The sequence below is a fragment of the Actinokineospora cianjurensis genome (assembly GCF_003663795.1).
Taxonomy (GTDB): Bacteria; Actinomycetota; Actinomycetes; order Mycobacteriales; family Pseudonocardiaceae; genus Actinokineospora; species Actinokineospora terrae.
The window spans coordinates 22,728-43,444 of the sequence record NZ_RCDD01000003.1; the positions used below are offsets into that span (position 1 = coordinate 22,728).

Annotated in this window: 4 protein-coding genes (1 of these 4 only partly in view); all 4 read left to right on the plus strand. The window is 72.9% G+C overall.

The window, feature by feature from the left end; translation table 11 throughout:
• Tightly spaced (each overlapping or abutting the next), the 4 genes in view from CLV68_RS19995 to CLV68_RS20010 form a layout consistent with a single transcriptional unit that may run on beyond the window.
• Positions 1-1,158, plus strand: a complete 1,158-nt coding sequence (locus tag CLV68_RS19995) for an aromatic ring-hydroxylating oxygenase subunit alpha (protein ID WP_211346688.1) — start codon at positions 1-3, stop codon at positions 1,156-1,158.
• Positions 1,155-10,244, plus strand: a complete 9,090-nt coding sequence (locus CLV68_RS20000; RefSeq protein WP_121392445.1) for a polyketide synthase — start codon at positions 1,155-1,157, stop codon at positions 10,242-10,244. The genes CLV68_RS19995 and CLV68_RS20000 overlap by 4 nt, the downstream gene beginning before the upstream one ends.
• Entirely contained in the window at positions 10,241-18,442 is an 8,202-nt protein-coding gene (locus tag CLV68_RS20005; protein ID WP_121392446.1) for an SDR family NAD(P)-dependent oxidoreductase, read from the plus strand. Before CLV68_RS20000 ends, CLV68_RS20005 begins: the two co-directional genes overlap by 4 nt.
• Positions 18,439-20,717: the 5' portion of a type I polyketide synthase gene (locus tag CLV68_RS20010; RefSeq protein WP_211346689.1), read on the plus strand. The gene runs 3,604 nt beyond the window's last position; only the first 2,279 of its 5,883 coding nucleotides appear in the window; the start codon lies at positions 18,439-18,441; its stop codon lies off the right edge, out of view. Before CLV68_RS20005 ends, CLV68_RS20010 begins: the two co-directional genes overlap by 4 nt.

Below are 20,717 nucleotides of genomic sequence, written 5' to 3' on the forward strand. Positions count from 1 at the left end.
ATGGCAGAGAGCATGTTCGACCTCATCAGCGAGCAGGACGAGGACCGCCCGTACTTCGCCACCGGCGGGCGCGGCCGCACGCACGCGTTCTACACCGGCGACGAGCAGTTCCGCCTGGAGATGGAGCAGGTGTACGGCAAGCGGTGGCTGCCGGTGGACCACGTGTCCCGGTTCCAGGAGAAGGGGTCCTACGCGACCCTCAACATCGGCAGCGGCTCGATCCTGCTCATCAACGGGGACAACGGGATCCAGGCGTACCACAACTACTGCCGCCACCGCGGCTACAAGCTGGTCGAGGAGCCCGCTGGCAAGCGGCAGAGCATCGTCTGCATCTACCACTGCTGGGTCTACGACCGCAACGGCAAGCTGAAGAGCCTCAACGGGACCTACTTCGACCACTTCTTCGACAAGGAGAAGAACGGGCTGCTCCCGGTGCGCACGCAGGTCCGCTTCGGCGTGGTGTTCGTGGCGTTCTCCGACGAGGCCGGTGACCTCGACGAGGTGCTCGGCGAGTTCGGCACCTTCGCCGCCGCCTACGACCTGGAGTCGCTGGTCTGCGCGCAGGCCAAGGACTACCCGGTGGCGTCCAACTGGAAGCTGGTGGCGCACAACGTCAACGAGAGCCTGCACTTCCCCACCGCGCACAAGGACCTGCACAAGATCACCGACTTCGACGACGCGGGCACCTACGAGCTGCGCGGCGACATCGTCGGCGCCTGGCAGGTCATCCGGTCGAAGTACAACTCGGTGTCGATGACCGGGCTCAGCGACCGGACACCGATGCCGAACGTGCCGCCCGGCGACCTGAAGAAGATCAACTGGATCACCATCCTGCCGAACCTGCTCTTCGGGTTCACCGCCGACTACGTGATGATGCAGTGGGTCTGGCCGGAGAGCCCCGGCACCTGCACGGTCCGGCACTTCTGGTTGTTCCACCCGACCGAGGTCGCCAAGCCGGACTTCTCCCACGAGGCCGTGTTCGCGCTGTGGGACAAGGCGAACTACGAGGACTGGGAGCTGTGCGAGCGCACGCACCGCGGCCTGTCCAACCCGATGTGGTCGCCGGGGCAGCTCTCGCTCGACGAGGAGGTCGTCTCCCAGATCGACGCCTGGGTCGCGGCGCTGACCGCGGGCGCCCCCGAGGCGGCCCGGCCATGAGCGACTGCGTCGTCCTCGGCGGTACCCGGGTCGCGCTGCGCGTCACCGCCCGGCTGGTCGAGGCCGGGGTCCAGGTGCGCGCGGTGCTGACAGCCGACCCGATCCTCGCGGCCTGGGCGCGCGAGCGGGACATCCCGGTGCTCGCCCCCGACGCCGACCTGGTGGGGCTGTCGGTGGACTACCTGTTCAGCGTCGTGAACTTCCGGCTGCTCTCGGCCGAGGAGCTGGCGCTGCCCAGGGTGGCGGCGATCAACTTCCACGACGGCCCGCTGCCCCGCTACAGCGGCAGTTCCGTCGCGGCGTGGGCGATCTACGAGGGCGCGCCCCGGCACGCGGCGACCTGGCACGCGATGGTGCCCGCCGTGGACGCGGGCCCGGTGCTGGCCGAGCGCTGGTTCCCGGTGCGGGAGCACTCCACGGCGCTGTCGCTGACCTACGAGGCGGCCGAGGTCGGGATCTCCCTGTTCGACGAGCTGGTGGGGCACGTGGTGGCGGGGACGCTGCCCGAGCCGGTCGACACCGGTGACCGGGAGCGGCGGTTCTACCGGCGGGCCGACCGGGTGCCCGGTCTGATCCACGCGGGCACCGACGCCGTCGAGGCCGAGCGGATCAGCAAGGCGATGGACTTCGGCTCGTTCCCCAACCCGCTCGGGGTCCCGGCCGTGGTGACCCCGCTCGGCGCGGTGTTCACCCAGCAGGTGCGGCGGATCCCGCGCGCCGAGGAGACGGTCGGGCTGGTCGCCTCGCCGTCGACCGATTCGGCACTGAAGCTGACCGCGCCCACCGCCGACCTGGTGATCAGCGACCTGACCGCGGTGGACGGCACCGCACTGACCGGCCGGGCCGCGGCGCAGCGGCTGGGGATCACCGCCGGTGCCCCGGTCCCGGCCGCCACCCCTGAGCTGCTCGCGGCCATCACCGGCGCGCTGGCCCCGTTGCGCCGACACGAGCCGTGGTGGCGCGAGCGGCTGTCCGCCCTGCGCCCCGCGCCGGTGCCCGCCAAGGACTTCTCCGCCGCGACCGCGCACTACCACCGCTGCGAGCTGGCCTACGCGCCCGCGGACCAGGACGAGGCCCGCGCGTTCGCCGGGGCGTTCCTCGCCGTGCTGGCCGAGCACATGAGCACGCCGCGGTTCGACTTCTCGTGGACGACCTCGACCCTGCTGGCCCGCTCGGAGCGGGCACTCGGACTGGCCTCGCCCCGGGTCCCCGTCGGCTTCGACGCCGAGGCACCCGAGGAGCTGACCGACCGGTTCGACGAGGCGTCCGAGCGGCTCGGGTACGCCACCGACCTGGAGCTGCGGCTCGGCCTGCTCCGCCGCACGCACGGCGCCGACGGCCCCACCTTCACCCGCATCGTGGTGCTCGAGCGCGAGGACGGCGAGGAGGCGTCGGTCGACGCCGACACCGAGTTCGCGCTGCTGCTGCGCACCGGTCTGCCGCCCACGGTGTTCGTGCGGGAGACCGCGATGGCCGAGGACGAGGTGTTCGACCTGGTCGACCGGGTCGAGGACCTCGCGCTGGGCGCCCTGGTGCACGGCGCCGGTTCGCCCATGGCCGAGGTCGTCGAGCTCCCCGAGCCTGCCCCGGCCGTTGTCGAGGTCGCAGCGGTTGACGCTGTGCCGGTCGAGGTCGTCCCAGCGACGCCGCCGACGGTGCTGGACCTGATCGCGGCCGCCGCTGCCGACCGTCCGGACGCGGTCGCCGTGCGGACCACGCGCGGCGAGCTGACCTACGCGCGGCTGGTGTCCTGGTCGGACTCGATCGCCACCCGGCTGCACGACGAGGGCATCGACGGCGACAGCGTCGTGGGTGTGCTGACCGAACGTGGCCTGGAGCTGCTGCCCGCCATGCTGGGCGTGCTCAAGGTCGGCGCGGCGTTGCTGCCCCTGGACCCGTCGTACCCGGCCGAGCGGCTGGCGACCTACACCCGGGTCGCCGAGTGCGACCTGGTGCTGACCGACGTCTGGTCCCGGGAAGTGGGCGAGCCGTTCGGCGGCGCCCCGATCGGCGATGACGACGGTTCGGCACTGGCGATCCCGCCCGCCCTCGACGGCGACGACCTGGCCTACGTGCTGTTCACCAGCGGTTCCACCGGTGAGCCCAAGGGCGTGGAGATCCAGCACTCGGCGCTGGCGAACTTCCTGCTCGGCATGGCCGAGCGGCTCGGGATCACCGCGGCCGACCGCGTCCTGGCGCACACCACGACCGCGTTCGACATCTCCCTGCTGGAGTTGCTGCTCCCGCTCACGACTGGCGCGACCGTGGTGCTCGCCGGGCGCTCCGAGGCGCGTGAGCCAGCCAAGCTCGTCGAGCTGATCTCCGAGGTCACCGTCGCGCAGGCCACACCGAGCCTGTGGCGGCTGCTGCTCGACCTCGACTGGACCCCGCCCACCGGTCTCACCGTCTGCTCCGGCGGCGAAGCCCTGCCTGCCGCACTGGCCAGGCGCCTGGGCACCGGCGCGGCGCTGTGGAACCTGTACGGGCCGACCGAGGCCACGATCTGGGTGACCGCGCACCGCGTCGAGAACCCGGGCTCGTTCATCCCGCTCGGCGCCCCGCTGCCCGGTGTCGGGTTGCACGTCCTCGACCACGACGGGGTCCCGTGCGTGGAAGGCGAGCTGCACCTGTCGGGCGCTCAGCTGGCGCGCGGCTACCGCAACCGCCCCGAGCGCACAGCCGAGGCGTTCGTGACGCGCGGCGGGCGGCGGCTCTACCGCACCGGTGACCTGGTCCGCGCGCACGACAAAGGCGCGCTGGAATGGCTCGGTCGGGTCGACGGCCAGGTGAAGGTACGCGGCAACAGGGTCGAGACCGGTGAGGTCGAGGCCGTGCTGGCCGAGGTGCCTGGCGTGGGGGCGGCCGCCGTGGTCGCGGTGCCGTTCGAGGGCGTCGGCGAGCCGAGGCTGACGGCGTACCTGGTCGGGGCCCGGGTCCCGGGCAAGGTCGAGCTGGACGCGTTCGTCGCGGCCCGGCTGCCCGAGTACATGGTGCCGGGGTCGTACGTGGTGCTCGACGCGCTCCCGTTGACCGACAACGGGAAGGTGGCGCGCAAGCAGCTGCCCGCGCCCACCCGCGACACCGTGCTGCGGACCGAGTCCGTTGTGGCTGCGACCGCGCCGGAACCGGTCGCGGCGAAGGTACCCGAGCCCGCACCTGCCGAGTCCACTGTGGATGTCGTGCTCGTGGTGGCCGAGGTGTTCGCCCAGGTGTTGGGGCACCGCGCGTTCGGGGTGGACGACAACTTCTTCGACCTGGGCGGTGACTCGGCGTCGGCACCGCTGGCGGCCATCGAACTCGGCAAGCGGCTGGGTGTCGAGATCACCCCGCCCGCGCTGTTCGCCACCGGGACGCCCATCAAGCTGGCCCGTCTATTGGGCGGCCAACAGCCCGTCGCGGTCGAGCCGACGCCGGAACCGGTTGTGCCGCAGGTACCCGAGCCCGTTGTAGTGGAAGCCGCGGTTCGGAAACCCGTGGCGGCGGTGGTCCGGGAGGTCGGGCCGCGCGACGGCGACCTGGCGATCATCGGGATGGCCTGCCGGTTCCCCGGTGCCGCCACACCGGACGAGTTCTGGTCGAACCTGGCCGCCGGGCTGACCTCGGTGGGCGACGCGCCCGCCGGGCACCGCGGCTGGAGTCACCTGTGGACCGCCGAGGACGAGGTGCCGACCGGCTGGCTGGAGCGGGTCGAGTGGTTCGACCCGGCCCGGTTCGGCCTGTCGACCCGCGAAGCGCGCAGGCTGGACCCGGCGCAGCGGCTGCTGCTGAGCGTCACCGCCGAGGCGCTGGAGGGCGCGGGCCACGACGCCGCTTCGCTGGGCGCGGGCACCGGGGTGTTCGTCGGCACGATCTCCAGCGACTTCCCCGAGTTGGTGGCGGGCAGCATCGGCGCGGCCGACCCGCACGTCGCCACCGGGACCGCGCTGTCGATGCTGGCCAACCGCCTCTCGCACGTGTTCGGCTGGTCCGGCGCGAGCATCGCGGTGGACACGGCCTGCTCGTCCGCCCTGGTCGCGCTGCACCAGGCGGCGCTGCACCTGCGGGCTGGCGAGATCGACGCGGCCGTGGTCGGCGCGGCGAACCTCGTGCTGACCCCCACCAAGACCCGGTCGTTCGCCCGCAACGGCATGCTCTCCCCCACCGGCCAGTGCCGGGCCTTCGACGAGGCGGCGGACGGGTACGTGCGCGGTGAGGGCGCCGGTGTGGTGGTGCTCAAGCGGCTCGCCGACGCGCTGGCCGCCAACGACCCGGTGCTGGCGGTGGTCCGCTCGACCGCCGTGAACCACGTCGGTGGCGGCGGATTCCTCACTGCGCCGAGCGCGACCGCGCAGGAGGCCGTGATCCGGCGGGCGCACTCCGCCGCCGGGATCGACGTCTCGGAGATCGGCTACATCGAGGCGCACGGCACCGGCACCCGGCTCGGCGACCAGATCGAGCTGGAGGCGCTGCGCTCGGCGTTGACCGGGGCGGCACCGGGTTCGGTGCCGGTCGGGTCGGTGAAGACCAACATCGGGCACCTGGAGCCCGCGGCCGGTCTGGCGGGCCTGATCAAGGCCGTGCTGGCGGTGCAGGCGGGCCAGGTGCCGCCATCAGCGAACCTGACCGCGCCGACCTCGGCGTTCCGGTTCGAGGACTCGCCGCTGTACGTGCCGGACCGGGTCGTGCCGTTGACCGGGCCCGGCGTGGCCGGGGTGAGCAGCTTCGGGTTCGGCGGCGGCAACGCCCACGCCGTGCTCGCCGCCGCACCGCCGCAGCCGGTCGCCGACTCCCCCGGGCCGCACCTGCTGGTGCTGTCCGCCGCGTCGGCCCCCGCGCTGCGGACCCTGGCCGACCGGCTCGTGCGGCTGCTGCGCGCCCCGTACTGCCCGCCGCTGGCCGCCTTGGCCGCCGCGAGCCGGGAACGCGCGCCGCTGGCCCACCGACTGGCGTGCGTCATCGACTCCGCCGAGCAGCTCGACGACAAGCTGATGCTGTTCCTGGCCGACGTGCCCGGTGCCCGACTGCACATGGGCGTCGTCGAGGCGGACAGGCGCCCGGCTCTCTCGGAGCCGACCGGCGAGCGGTCGTCGCTGGAGCAGGCGGCGCGCGGGTTCGTGGCCGGTAGTGACCTGCCGGTGCGCCCGCGCGGTTCGGCGGTGCGGTTCCCCACCGCGCCGCACGACGAGCAGCACCTGTGGTTGCTGCCGCGCGTCACCGAGCAGGCCGTCGAGCAGTCCCGGCAGTGGTCGGACCTGTCCGAGGCGGACGAGCACATCGTCCTCGGGGTGCCGACCCTCCCGGGGGCCGCGTACCCGGGCAAGGTCGCGGACCTGGTGCGACGACAGCGGTTCGGGCTGAGCGACTTCACCGTGCGCGGCGTGGTCCGCTCCCCCGGCTCGCTGGCAGGCCGGATCGACGGTGACGTGATCACCTTCCGCGACGCAGGCGGAGCGGTGGTCAGCCAGGGCAAGATCGGGGAACCGACCGCGACCGCACCCGTGTTCCCGGCAGACCCTGCGAGCCCGGTCGACCTCACGCAGCTCTACCAGGACTTCCGCGCGGCGGGCCTCGACTACGGTCCCGGATACCGCTGCCTCACCGAGCTTTCAGCGGGGTCCGGGTTCGCGACCGGGACCGTCCAGGTCGACGCCACGCGCGGGCCGGTGGACGCCCGGCTGCTCGATGGCGCCTTCCAGGTCGCGCTCGCGGCCTGCGGGGCGCAGGGCCTGCACGTGCCGTTCGCCGTGCGGCACCTGTCGGTGCTCGGCCCGGTTCCGGCCAGGGCTCGGGTCCGGGCGGTGCGGGACCGCGAGACGGCACCGGGGTCCGGTGTGCTGACCGCGAGCCTGGTCGTGTTCGACGGGACCACACCGGTCCTGATCGCCCGCGGTATCACGTGGAAGCGCGTCGCGGCACCGGAACCCACCGCGCCGTCGGTGTCCACCGCACCTGCACTGCTCACTGCGCCTTCACTGCCCACCGCACCTGCATTGCCCACTGCGCCGCAACCGTCCACTGTGTCCCTATCGCCACCTCCCACACCGCCGCGTCCGCCGAGTCCGGTGGTGCGCGTGGGCGGGGCACTGGCCGCGACGGTGACCCAGTGGGTCGCCGACGCGCTGGAGACCGATGTGACGGCGATCGAGGTGGACCAGCCGTTGCAGGAGCAGGGCCTGGACTCGATGGTCGCGGTGTCGCTGGCGCAGGACCTGCGCGACCGGCTCGCCGTGGACATCCCGGTCACCCTGGTGCTGGAGGTCGGCACGGTCGACGCGCTGGTCGCGGAACTGCGCGACGCCTACGGGGTCACCGACCTGCCCGCGCTGAGCGGGGTCGGCCCGGACCCTTCGGTGGCGGAGGTCGCCCTGCCCCCGACCTCCGCCGTTGACCGCACCCAGGGCATTCCCGCGCAGCTTCCCACCTCGGCAACACCCGACACCGCTGCCACCACAACCGACATCGCCATCATCGGCCTCGACGGCGTGTTCCCCGGCGCGGCCGATCCCGAGCAGCTGTGGCGGGTGCTGACCGGCGGCGAGGACTGCCTCACCGAGGTGCCCCGTTCCCGGTGGGACCTGGACGCCTACTACGCCGAGGACTCCGGCCCCGGCACGGTGTACCTGCGCCGGGCGGGGTTCGTCGACGAGCTCACCGGGTTCGACGCGGGCTTCTTCCGGATCGCCCCGGCCGAGGCCCGGTGGATCGACCCGCAGCAACGGCACCTGCTGCACGTGGTGTGGCGGGCGCTGGAGGACGCGGGTGCGGCGGGTCGGGTCGCCGGTCGCCAGGTCGGGGTGTTCGTGGGCGCCAGCTACCAGCACTACCGCGACCAGGTCGTAGGTGACGTCCTGCAGACCGCGGCGGGCCTGGGCAACCACAACGCCATCCTGGCCAACCGGGTCAGCCACTTCCTCGACCTCACCGGCCCCAGCATGACCATCGACACGCTGTGCTCGTCGTCGCTGGTGGCCCTGCACACCGCCGTGCGCAGCATCCACGACGGCGAGTGCGAACAGGCCGTGGTCGCGGGCGTCCACTTGGCACTGTCCCCGCAGTACTTCCAGCTGGGGTCCAGGTTGCGGTCGTTCTCCCGCACCGGTGCCTCCCGGGCGTTCGACGCTGACGCGGACGGGTTCGTCCCCGGCGAGGGTGTCGTCGCGGTGGTGCTCAAGCCGCTCGCGGCCGCCTTGCGCGACGGCGACCGGGTGCGTGGCGTCATCAAGGGCACGGCGGTCAACCACGGTGGACGTTCCAGTGGGCTGACCGTGCCGAACAGCACCGCCCAGCACAACGTCATCGCCGCCGCACTGACCAAGGCCGGGATCGACCCGGCCACCATCGGGCTGCTGGAGGCACACGGCACCGGCACCAGCCTCGGCGATCCGATCGAGGTCGAGGGCCTGACCAGGGCGTGGCGCAAGCACACCGACCGCACCCAGTACTGCGCGATCGGCTCGCTGAAGTCCAACCTCGGTCACCTCGAACCGGCCGCGGGCCTCGCCGGGTTGGTGAAGGCCGTGCTGGCCATGGAGCACGGCAAGATCCCGCCCACCCGGCACGTCACCCGGCCCAACGACCACATCCACTTCGAGAACACACCCTTCTACCTGGCCGACCGGCTGCACGACTGGCCCGAGGGCGGCCCGCGGCGCGCGGCGGTCTCCGCGTTCGGCATGGGCGGGGTCAACGCCCACGTCGTGCTGGAGCAGGCGCCGCCGCGCCCGGCCCGCGAGGAGTCCACTCAGGACAGCACGCTGGTCAGGGTCAGCGGCGCGACCGAGAACGCGGTCCGCCTGCTGGCGGGCCGCTACGCCGAGCACCTGGACCACCACCCGGGTGCGGCACTGGTCGACTTCGCCACGACCGCCAACGCGGGTCGGGCCGAGCACCGGTACCGGGCGGCCGTGCTGGCCACCGACCGAGCCGACCTGGCCGCGCAGTTGCGGGCTGTCGGTGGCGGTGACCGGCCGGTGGTCAAGTCGGGCGCCAGGACTCCGCTGGCGTTCCTGTTCACCGGCCAGGGCTCGCAGTACCCGGGCATGGCACGCGGGCTCTACGACGCCGAGCCGGTGTTCCGGGCCGCGCTGGACGAGTGCGCCGAACTGGCGGCTCCGCTGCTGGGCAGGGACTTGCGTGCCCTGGTACACGGGACCGACGAAGCCGAGTTGACCAGGACAGAGCACGCCCAGGTCGCGATCGTGGCGGTGCAGGCAGCGCTGGTGCGGTTGCTCGCCACCTGGGGCATCACGCCCGACGTCGTGGCCGGGCACAGCGTCGGTGAACTGGCCGCGGCGCACGCGGCGGGCGCGCTCGCCCTGTCGGATCTCATCGAACTGGCTGTTCGCCGTGGCGCGGTGATGGCCGCGCAGCAGGCCGGTGGCGCGATGGCCGTGATCCACGCCGACGCGGCCGTCGTCCAGGCGGAGTTGGCAGGCCACCCCGAGGTGGAGTTGGCGGCGTTGAACTCACCGACCAACACCACCGTGTCCGGTCCGCGCCCTGCGTTGGAGCGCTACCTCAAGACCACCGCGCACCGGCACACCCCGCTCACGGTGAGCCACGCGTTCCACTCGGCGGCGATGGCCGGGGCGGTGCCGGTCTTCGCCGACGCGGTGCGGGCCACCCGGTTCACCGAGGCGTCGGTGCCGGTCGTGTCCACGCGCACCGGCACCTGGCACACGCCGGAGTCGTTGCGCGACCCGGAGAGCTGGGCGGCGGCCATCCGCGAGCCGGTCCGGTTCTCCGCCGCGGTGACCGCCCTGCACGACGCGGGCGCCACGGTGTTCGTCGAGATCGGACCGGAGCAGGTGCTGCTGCCGATGGCGCGGGCGGTGCTGCCCGAGGGTGTCGGCCGCTTCCTGCCGACGCTGCGCAAGCGGGTGCCGAACCAGACGACGCTGCTGGCGGCCGTCGCCGAGCTGTACCGGGACGAGGGCGCGGCCGTCGACTGGGCCGCCGTGCACGCGGGCAAGGGCGGGCGGACCTCCGGGATCCCGGTGTACCCGTTCGAGCTGAGCCCGCTGGCGGCCCCGCCCGTGCAGGAGAGCATCGCGCCCGCGCACCCGTTGTTCGACAACCACTACGAGCGTTCGAGCGAGGACCAGTGACGCGCACGGGCCAGACCGCGGAGACGTACGAGAAGTCCTTCCCCGGCCACGAACCGCTCATCGCCCAGCACCGCTTCGGCGGCACCGGGTTGCTGCCCGCCGCGGTGCAACTGGAGATGGCCGTGCTGGCGGTGGCCAAGCGCGCGGCGTTCACCCCGGTCGAGCTGACAGGGGTCGCCTTCCGCCGCCCGGTGGCCGTCGCCGACGCGGGCCGGGCGGACCTGCGGCTGGAGGTGGTGTCCGGGGCGGTCACCACCTTCGAGTTGCTGACCGCCGAACGGGCCGTCGTGTCGGCCGGCTCCGGTCGGGTGCTGCCCGCGCCCGAGTCCGTTCCGGTGTGGACGGTTGCGTGCCCGACTTCTGTTGACCCGGCAGCGATCTACTCGGGTTGGTCGGCGGCCGGGCTCGCGTACGGGCCGCTGTTCCGCACGGTGGCTAGGCTCGCGACCGGGGACGGCACGGCTGAGGCGGTGCTGCGGACCGAGCGGAGCACCGCGCCGTGGTACGCGCACCCGTTGCTGGTCGACGGCGTGTTCCAGGTGGCAGGCCGCGCGATCCAGGGCACGGACCCGGCTCCGGTGCTGCCCATCGGGTTCGAGCGGTTGGCGCTGCACGGCCGGCTGTCCGGGGCGGTCACCGAGGTGACGGTGCGGGTGCGGCGCACGGCGGTCGACAGCGCGTACTCGGTGGCCGACGCGCTGCTCCTTGCCCCGTCGGGTCAGGTGCTGGCCGAGTTCACCGGTATCCGGATGCGAGCCGTGCCCAAGCGGGAGAACCCGCTGATCACGCGGATCCTGTGGGAGTCGACCGATGCCGCGCCTGCCCGTGCGGCGGCGACGGGGACGTGGGTGGTGTCCGGTAGTGCCGCGGTCGCCGCCGCGTTGCGGGCGGAGGGTGCGACGGTCGTCGGGTCGCTCGACGAGGCCACCGACAAGGTCGACGGTCTTGTGCTGGTGCTCGGGGACGAGCTGCGCGACGCGGTGCACGGCACGGTCGATGTGATCAAGGCGTTGGGCGCCCGGCAGCGGCAGGGCCGGGTGTTCGTCGTGACCGAGGACGGCCAGCCGGTGCTCGACGGTGATCGGCCTGTTCCGGCCAGGGCGGCGGCGTGGGGATTGGTGCGCACCGCGGCCATCGAGTACCCGGGGTTGCGGCCGCGGCTGGTCGACCTGGACGCGGCGTCCGCTGGGCGCCTGGTCGACGAGCTCGGCGACGGGCCGGTGGAGATCGCCTATCGAGCTGGTGTCCGGTACGCGCCGCGGCGGGTCATCGCGCCGCTGACCACCGACCGGCCGGGTGTGCGCGCCGGGGGCCGTTACCTGTTGCTGGGCGGGCACGGCGGTCTCGGAATCGTTGTCGCTGAGCGGTTGGCCGCGGCTGGGGCCTCTGTGGTGGCCCTGGTGAGCCGGTCTGGGGAGGCTGATGCCGCGGCGCTCGGGGCCGTTGAGGCGCACGGGTGTCGGGTTGTGTCGTACGCGGCGGACGTGTCCGTGCCGGGGTCGTTGACCGAGATCGTGGCCGCGTTCCAGCGCGACCACGGCAGCCTCCACGGAGTCGTGCACGCCGCGGGAACGTTGTCGGACAAGCTGATCCGTTCGTCCACCGCGGACGACGTGGACCGTGTGCTGCGGCCCAAGGTGGCTGGCACGACGGCTTTGGCGGCTGCGGTGGCAGGGCTGGAACTGGACTTCGTGGCGCTGTTCGCGTCCGTGTCCGGCACGTTCGGCAACCTCGGCCAGGCCGGGTACGCCGCCGCGAACGCCTACCTCGACGCGGTCGCGCACACGCAGGGATCGCCGTGGGTCGCGATCGACTGGGGGCTGTGGGGCGAGACGGGCATGGGGGTGGCCGTCGCCGAGCAGTTGCGTGCTCGCGGTGTGCGGCCGCTGGGCACGCGGGAAGCCCTGGACGCGCTGCTGGACACCCTGCGCACCGACCTCCGCCAGGTCGTCATCGCCCACTCGGACATCGCTCGCTCTGCTACTCCCGAACCGGACCGCGCCAGTACTGCCGAGCCCGCGTCACCGCGGCAGGAGTCGGCGGGCGGGGTGTTGGCCGCGTTGCGGGAGTTCGTCGCGGAGCGGCTGGGTCTGGCCGAGGTCGACCCGGCGGCGCAGTTGACCGACCACGGCATGAGCTCGATCATGAGCGTCGACCTGGCCGAGGAATTGAGCAGGCGCTGGGGCACGGCCGTCCCGGCCACCCTGTTCCTGGAGTACCCGGATCTCACCGAGGTCGCCAAGGCCCTGGTCGAGCGGCACGGCGTCACCGCACCCAGGCAGGCTCCCGAGACCACCGCGCAGGCCGCACCGCAAGAGGCGCAGGCTTCCGCGCGGGTCACGCCGCGTCCGCAGCCGGCCGACCGCGGTGCGATCGCGGTCGTGGCCGTGTCAGCGGACCTTCCTGGCGGGCGCACCCTCGACGAGTTCTGGACCATGCTGCGCGCCGGTGACCACGCGTTCACGGAGGTCCCGGCGCCGCGCTGGTCGATCGACGAGCACCACCAGCCGCGCTCGCCGGAGATGACCGGGTCCTATTGCCGGATCGGCGCGTTCGTGTCCGATGTGGACAGGTTGGAGCCGGGGTTCTTCGGGATCTCGGTCCGCGAGGCCGAGGAGCTCGACCCGCAGCAGAAGCTGTTGCTGGAGCACTCCTGGTCGGTGCTCGACGAGGCGGGTATGGCCGGACGGCGCGACATCGGCGTGTTCGTCGGCGCTACGTACACCCATTTCCGCGACGCGCGTGGTCTCGACGAGATCGGTCCGCACACCGCGCTGGGGTCGATGAACGCGCTGCTGGCCAACCGGGTGTCGTTCGCGCTCGATCTCACCGGGCCGTCGCAGACGGTGGACACGTTGTGTTCGTCGTCGCTGGTCGCGATCCAGCAGGCGGTGACCAGCCTGCGCGCCGGTCAGTGCGGCGCGGCCGTTGTCGCGGCCTGCCACGTGGGCCTGACGCCTTGGTACTACCGCAGTCTCAGCCAACTCGGCGCCCTGTCGACCGAGCGCCCGCGACCGTTCGACGACCGCGCCAACGGGTTCGTGCCCGGTGAGGGCGCGATCGCGGTGCTGCTCAAGCGATTGGACGACGCCGAGCGCGACGGCGACCACGTCTGGGGTGTCATCCGTGGCGCGGCGGTGAACCACGGCGGCCGGGGTAGTGGGCTGTCGGTACCGCGCGGGGCGGCCCAAGCGGATGTGGTGCGTGCCGCTCTCGCCGACGCGGGCCGTGCGCCCGCCGACGTCTCGCTGATCGAGGCGCACGGCACGGCGACCCGGCTCGGCGACCCGATCGAGGTGGCCGCGCTGACCGAGGTGTTCGCCGGGAACGAGCGGCCGATCGCGGTGGGGGCGGTGAAGGCGAACATCGGCCACTTGGAGCCGGCCGCGGGCCTGGCCGGGCTGGTGAAGGTACTGCTGTGCTTGGCACACAAGGAGATCCCACCCCTGGCCGGGTTCGAGAACCCCGGCGCCCACGTGGATCTCTCCGCTGGCGTGCTCGCCCTGCCGACCGAGGTGACGCCGTGGTCCGGTCCACGGGTGGCGGGGATCAGCGCGTTCGGCATGGGCGGCACCAACGCGCACATCGTCGTGGAGGAACACGTTCCCTCGCGGCAACCCGGGCGCAGCACCGGCGAACAGGTGGTGCCGGTCTCCGCGCACACCCCGCAGGCGCTGGCCCGACGCGCCGAGGCGCTGGCCAGGTTCCTGTCCTCCGGCACGGTGGACGCGGGCTCGGTGGCGTTCTCGGCGGCGGTCGGGCGCGCGCACCTGGCGCACCGGATCGCCGTCCTCGGCCACTCCCCCGCCGAACTGGCCGAGGGCTTGCGGAAGGCAGCCACCTCACCCGGCTCGGTCTGGCGCGGGACGACCGCCGTGACCACCCCCGATTCCACGCCCGCCGACCTGGCACTCCGGTTCGCAGCGGGCACCGAGGTCGACTGGCAGTCGCTGCACCCGCACACTCCGGAGCGGGTCGTCCTGCCGGAGTACCCATTCCGCCCTGAGGAAGCCGCAGCGTCGGTGGATCTTGCCGAGTTGCTCGCGGCGCACCGGGTTTTCGGGGCGGAGACCGTTCCAGGCGCGCTGGTGCTGGAACTCGGGTTCGCTCGCGCGGACGCGTTGGCGGACGTGCGGTTGATCGCATTGGGAACGGGCGATGGCGCGGTCACCACGGAGGAGTCCGGCGGAGCATTGGAGTTCTCGTTCGGTGGGCGGACCATCGCGCGCGCCGAGACCTCCTCCCCCAGCGACGCGCCCGCTGCTGTCTCGGTTGATGAGCTGCGCGGGCGGTGCCCTCGGACGTTGGCCGCTGAGGGTTTGTACGCGTGGTTCTCGGCCAAGGCGATGGACCTGGCTTCGCCGCTGACGCCGATCACCGAGATCCGGTTCGGCGCACAGGACGCGTTGGTGCGCTTGGACACGTGGGGCCTTGGAGTGGCAGCGCTGGATGGCGCGTTGCAGACCATGGCCGTGTTGACGCTGGCCGATCCGACCGCCGACCACGGCACCTACCTGCCGGTGTCCCTGGGTCGGGCCACGCGGTGGGCCGACCCCGCGTCGGCCACCTTCGCCCACGTGCGGCTCTCGCCCACCACCGGCGTCGCACGGCGGGGCACGATCACCCTGCTCGACGAGCACGGGCGTGTCCTCGTGTCGCTGGAGGACGTGGTCTACCGGCCCGTCGCCGCGCCCCGGACGGGCGCGCTGGCTGTGGTGCTGGACGTGGTGCGGGGAGTGCTGCACGACCCGTCGGTCACGGAGACGACCGGGCTGGTGTCGGCGGGGATGGACTCGATGCTCGCCGCGATGGTCACCGTCGAGTTGGAGCGCAAGGCCGGGGTGTCGCTGACCCCGGTGGACGTGCTCGACGCCCGCGACTGCCGGGCCCTGGCCACGACCGTGGCAGCTCTCGCCCCGGCGACGGCCGAATGGGACCATCAGCCCGCTGGCTCACCGGCCGAGAACGTGCGGGTCGGGGATGCCACGGGCGCCGACCCGCGTGCCGCCGACCCGCGTGCCGCAGCCGTGCGCGCCGAAGATGTGCGGGCCGAGGACGTGGCGGTGATCGGCCTCTCCTGCGCGGTGCCCGGGGCCGTGGGCCCGGAGGAGCTGTGGGACCTGCTGTCGGGCGGCCGCGACGAGGTCAACCCGGCGCCGCGTGAGCGGTGGGTGGGCGCGGAGGCGGCGCTCGGCGGGTTCCTCGGTGTCGCCGACGAGTTCGACGCCGGGCTGTTCGGGTTCTTCCCCAAGCAGGCCGAGGCGCTCGACCCGCAGGCGCGGTGGCTGCTGCGCGGGGTCTGGGAGGCGTGGGAGTCGGCCGGGATCGCGCCGCTGTCGGCACCGCGCTCGACCGGCGTGTTCGTGGGCGCCAGCTACCAGCACTACAAGGACCACAACATCGACCCGGAGTTGGACGCGCACGCCGGGTTGGGCAACCACAACGCGTTCCTGGCCAACCGGGTCAGCCACTTCCTGGACCTCACCGGCCCCAGCATGACCATCGACACGCTGTGCTCGTCGTCGCTGGTGGCCCTGCACACCGCCGTGCGCAGCCTGCACGACGGCGAGTGCGAACAGGCCGTGGTCGCGGGGGTGCGGTTGGCTCTGTCGCCGCTGCACTACACCGCGATGGGCAACCTGCGGGCGCTCTCGCCGACCGGCGCGTCCCGGGCGTTCGACGCCGACGCGGACGGGTTCGTCCCCGGCGAGGGTGTGGTCACGGTGCTGCTCAAGCCGCTGGCCGCGGCCCTGCGCGACGGTGACCCGGTCCGGGCGGTGATCAAGGGGACCGCCGTCAACCACGGTGGGCGCACCAGCGGGTTCACCGTGCCCAACAGCACCGCCCAGCACGACGTCATCGCCACCGCGCTGGCCAGGTCCGGGGTCGACCCCGCGTCGATCGGGCTGCTGGAGGCGCACGGCACCGGCACCAGCCTGGGCGACCCGATCGAGGTCGAGGGCCTCACCAAGGCGTGGCGCGCGCACACGGACCGCACGCAGTTCTGCGCGATCGGCTCGCTCAAGTCCAATGTCGGCCACCTCGAACCCGCCGCGGGCCTGGCGGGGTTGGTGAAGGCGGTGCTGGCGATGGAACACGGCAAGATCCCGCCGACGCTGCACGTGACCCGGCCCAACGACCACATCCGGTTCGAGGGCAGCCCGTTCTACGTCGCCGACCAGCTCCGCGACTGGCCGCGGGGCACCCGGCGAGCAGCGGTCTCCGCGTTCGGCATGGGCGGGGTCAACGCCCACGTGGTGCTGGAGGAAGCACCGGCCCGAAGCCACGTTGAGTCCACTGTGGAGGAGTACGCGGTCCGGGTGAGCGGGGCGACCGAGGAGGCCGTGCGGGAACTCGCGTCCCGGTATGCCGCCCGGTTCGAGCGCGCCACGGCGACGGAGTTGGCCGACCTGTGCCACACCGCCAACACCGGGCGCTCGGTGCTGGAGTTCGGGATCGTCGTGCGCGGCCGGTCGGTGGGTGAACTGGTGTCGGCGCTGCGGGCCGTTCACGTGGTCGGGCGGGCCGAGGCCGAGGTCCCCGCCGTGCCGGGCAGGCGGGTCTCGGACTTGCCGACGTACCCGTTCGCGCGGGATCGGTTCTGGCACCACCACCGCGCGCCCGCACCGCCTGTCGCTCTGCGCACTCGGTGGATCCCGGAACCCGCTGTACCTGGGCTGACTCCCTCGGTGCGGGTGCTGGGTGCCGACACGGAACTGGGCGATCGGGTGCGTGGGCTTGCTGGAGCCAGGGACACGGCGGCGGATGTCGTCGTGGTGATCGACGGTGCGACCGGGCTTGAGGACTTCTGGAACCGGTTGCGCGAGGTGGCGACGCTGCCCGCGGGCACGGTGGTGGCGTGGGTGGAGCACGGTGCGGCGGCGGTGCACGGTCCCGGTGACCCGGAGGCGGCTGCTCGGCTGCATGCCCTGCGCGCCACGGCCGCCGAGAGTGGAGTGGCCGCGATCACCATCGACCTCGACCCGCGTGACCCCGTTGACGCCCGGGCGGCGCAGGTGGTCGGTGAACTCTGCGCGCCAGGCGCGGTCGTCGCCCACCGGCGTGGCGTGCGGTTCGTCTCGGTGTCGGAGCCAGCCGGACCTGGTCCGGCGGTTGACCTGACCGGTGACGGGTTCGTCCTGGTGACCGGTGGGCTGGGCGCCGTGGGGCGGTTGCTGGTCGAGCGCCTGGTCGACTCGGGTGCGCGGCGGATCGGCATCCTGGGCCGCTCAGCCGGGACGGCCCCGGTGCTTGCCGCCGACGTCGAGTACCGGCGCTGCGATGTGTCCGATGAGGACGCTCTTGCCGCCGAGGTCTCTTACTTCGAGCGGAAGTGGGGCAGGCTGCGCGGTGTCGTGCACGCCTCCGGTGGGGTCAACCCGATCGGTTTGGTGCGCCGCCGCGACTGGGCGACTGCGGCCGCGGTGACCGCGCCGAAGATCGAAGGCACCCTCGCCGTCCTCCAGGTGGCCACCCAGCGGAACGCCGACTTCGTCGTCCTGGTCTCCTCCCTGGCAGGAGCACGGCCAGACGCTGCCCGCGGCGTCGTCGACTACGCCCTGGCCAACGCCTACCAGCTAGCCACCGCCGACTCAACCCAACACCCTGGCCCTGTGGTGACCGCCCACGCCTGGCCCAACTGGACCGGCACCGGCATGGCCGCGGACCCCACCTTCGCCGCCCAACACTCCCTCACCCCCACCGACGCCCTGGACCTCTTCACCACCCACCTCACCACCGGCGGCACCCTGATCTTCCCCGGCGGCCCGGCGGAGATCGCGGCCATCGAGCCTGCCGCAGCCAAACCTGTGGAGCAGGCAGTGATCGCGGCGTCGGTGGACGCGGGACGGGACGACCTGGTCGAGGTCGTTGGGGACGTGTTCCGCGACGTGCTCGGCACGCATCCCGGTGGGCGGGTGTTGGCGGAGTTGGGGCTCGACTCGATCACCATCGCGGAGATCACGGGGGCGTTGGAGAGGCGGGTTGGGTGGACTGTTGATCCGGGGGCGTTGTTGCGCTCCCGGACCGTCGCCGAGTTGGCGAGGGAGATCGGCCCCGAGCCGGGCGAGTCGGATTCGGGAGCGGTGATCACCGCGGTGCCGGTGGTCGCGAAGGGGACGCAGACCGCTCTGGGGTCGCTGTTGCGCGGCCTTGTCGCCAGCGAGGCCGCCACGGCCATGACGGGAGAATCGCGATGAGCGACCAGCGGATCGCGGTGATCGGGATGGCCGTGCGGCTGCCCGGCGCGGAGGACACGACCGAGCTGAGTGGACTGTTGCGCGGCGACACCGTCGAGGTCGGTTCGGTGCCGCCCGCGAGGTGGGCCAGGGACCGCTACACCGGCGCGCACGACAGGGGCGCGTTCCTGCCCGACCCGTTCGCCTTCGACAGCGCCGCGTTCGGGCTGGCCGAGGCGGACGCGGTGCTGTTGGACCCCCAGCAGCGGGTGATGTTGGAGGTCGGGGCCTCGGCGCTGGAGGACGCGGGCTATCTCGGCACCCGGCGCAGGTTGGCGGCCGGGGTCTACGTCGGTGCCAGGATGAACTCGTACGGGTTCGACCACGGCCGTGACTCCACTGTGGACCCAGTGCCTGCCGCGCTGTGGGGCCGGTCGCAGAACTTCACCGCGGCGTGGTTGTCGGACCGGCTCGACCTGTCCGGCCCCAGCCTCGTCGTGGACACCGCGTGCTCGTCCTCGCTGACCGCGGTGTGGTTGGCGGGCCAGAGCCTGCTCGCCGGGTCGTGCGAGCTGGCCGTGGTCGGGGCCGTGGACCTGCTGATCGACCCGCTCACCTACGTGCTGCTCTCCCGCACCGGCGCCCTGTCGCCCACCGGTCTGTGCCAGACGTTCGACGAGCGGGCCGACGGGTACGTGCCCGGCGAGGGCGCGGCGGCGCTGGTGCTCAAGCCGCTGGCGGCCGCGCTCGCCGACGGTGACCGGGTGCTGGCGGCGATCAGCGGCTGGGGCGCGAACAACGACGGTGCCACCATGGGCGTCACCACCCCGAACCTGGAGGCCCAGGTCGAGCTGCTCCGGTCGGTCTACTCCACTGTGGACCCGTCGACGGTGCAGTACCTGGAGGCGCACGGCACCGGGACCGCGATCGGCGACCCCATCGAGGTGCGGGCGCTCACCGAGGTGTTCGGCGGTCACGGCGTGGCCACCGGCTCGGTCGCGCTCGGGTCGCTGAAGCGGCGGATCGGGCACCTGCACTCGGCGGCCGGACTCGCGGGACTGGCGAAGCTGGTCACCTGCCTCACCGAGCGCCGACTCCCCGCCACCGCCGTCGAGGCACCCAACCCCCGCCTGCGACTGGCCACCAGCCCGTTCCACCTGCCCACCGAGCACACGCCGTGGCCCGACGTTCCGGTGCGGCGCGCGGCGATCAGCGGATTCGGCTTCGGCGGGACCAACGTGCACGTCGTGGTCGAGGGCGTGGACCACGACCCGGCGCCGAACACCCGGCCCGCCGAGGTGCTCCCGATCTCCGCGCACACCCCGGAAGGACTGCGGGAACTGGCCGCGCAGTGGACCGGGTTCCTCCAGGCCACCGACCTGGCCGACGTCTGCGCGACCGCCCGACTGGCACGCCCACGCCGCGCCGCGTCCATCGCGGTGTCCGGTGTGGACGCTGGTGACCTCGTCGCCGCACTGCGATCCTGGCTGCTGGGCAAGGCCACCGCGGATGGCCCCATCGTGGTGCGCAAACCCGACGCGCGGACTCCACCACCCTGGTTGATCGCCCTGGACCGGTCAGTACCGGCGGTGACCGAGCTTCTGGACAGGTTCGAGGCAGCCGTAGGACTCCAGCTCGACGAGTTCACCGGTGCCCTTGTCCCGGTCAGCGCCATGGTCGCCCAGGTGGCCGCCCTGCGCGCGACCGGCGTCCCCGAGCAAGCACTCGACGTGCCGAGCGACTGGGTGTCGGTCGTGGCCGCTTGCTACGGCCAGGCGGACCTGGAACAGGCACTGGCCGAGGCCCTCGCGGGATCCAACGGCCAAGCGTCCACATCAGACGGTTTTGATCTCGGCGCCCGCCTGGACGAGGTCACCGACAGCACAGGTGTGGCAGCCGTTCTCGCCGCGGCAGCCGCCCACGCGCACAACACCGGACACGTAGTCGACTGGGCCGCGTTCCAGGGTGACGCGCCCTGGCACAAGCAGGCGTTACCCGCGGCCCAGGCCACCGGCCGCTCCCTGAACCTCGACGAACCGCGGCGCTCGGCCGACCCCGGCGGCCCGCTCACCGTCGAGCCCACGGCGACCGGGTACACCTTCTCGCGGGTCTTCGGCCCCGCGGAGACGCCCATCGCGCAGCACTCCGTGTACCGCACGGCGATGCTGCCCGGCGTCGGCTGGTTCGACTTCCTGCGCCAGGGCGTCGAAGCGGCGGGCGGCCGGTTCCACGGCGTCGACGACCTGCTGTTCTCCCGGCCGCTCATCCCCGACGAGCCGCAGCGCGTGATCTGCCA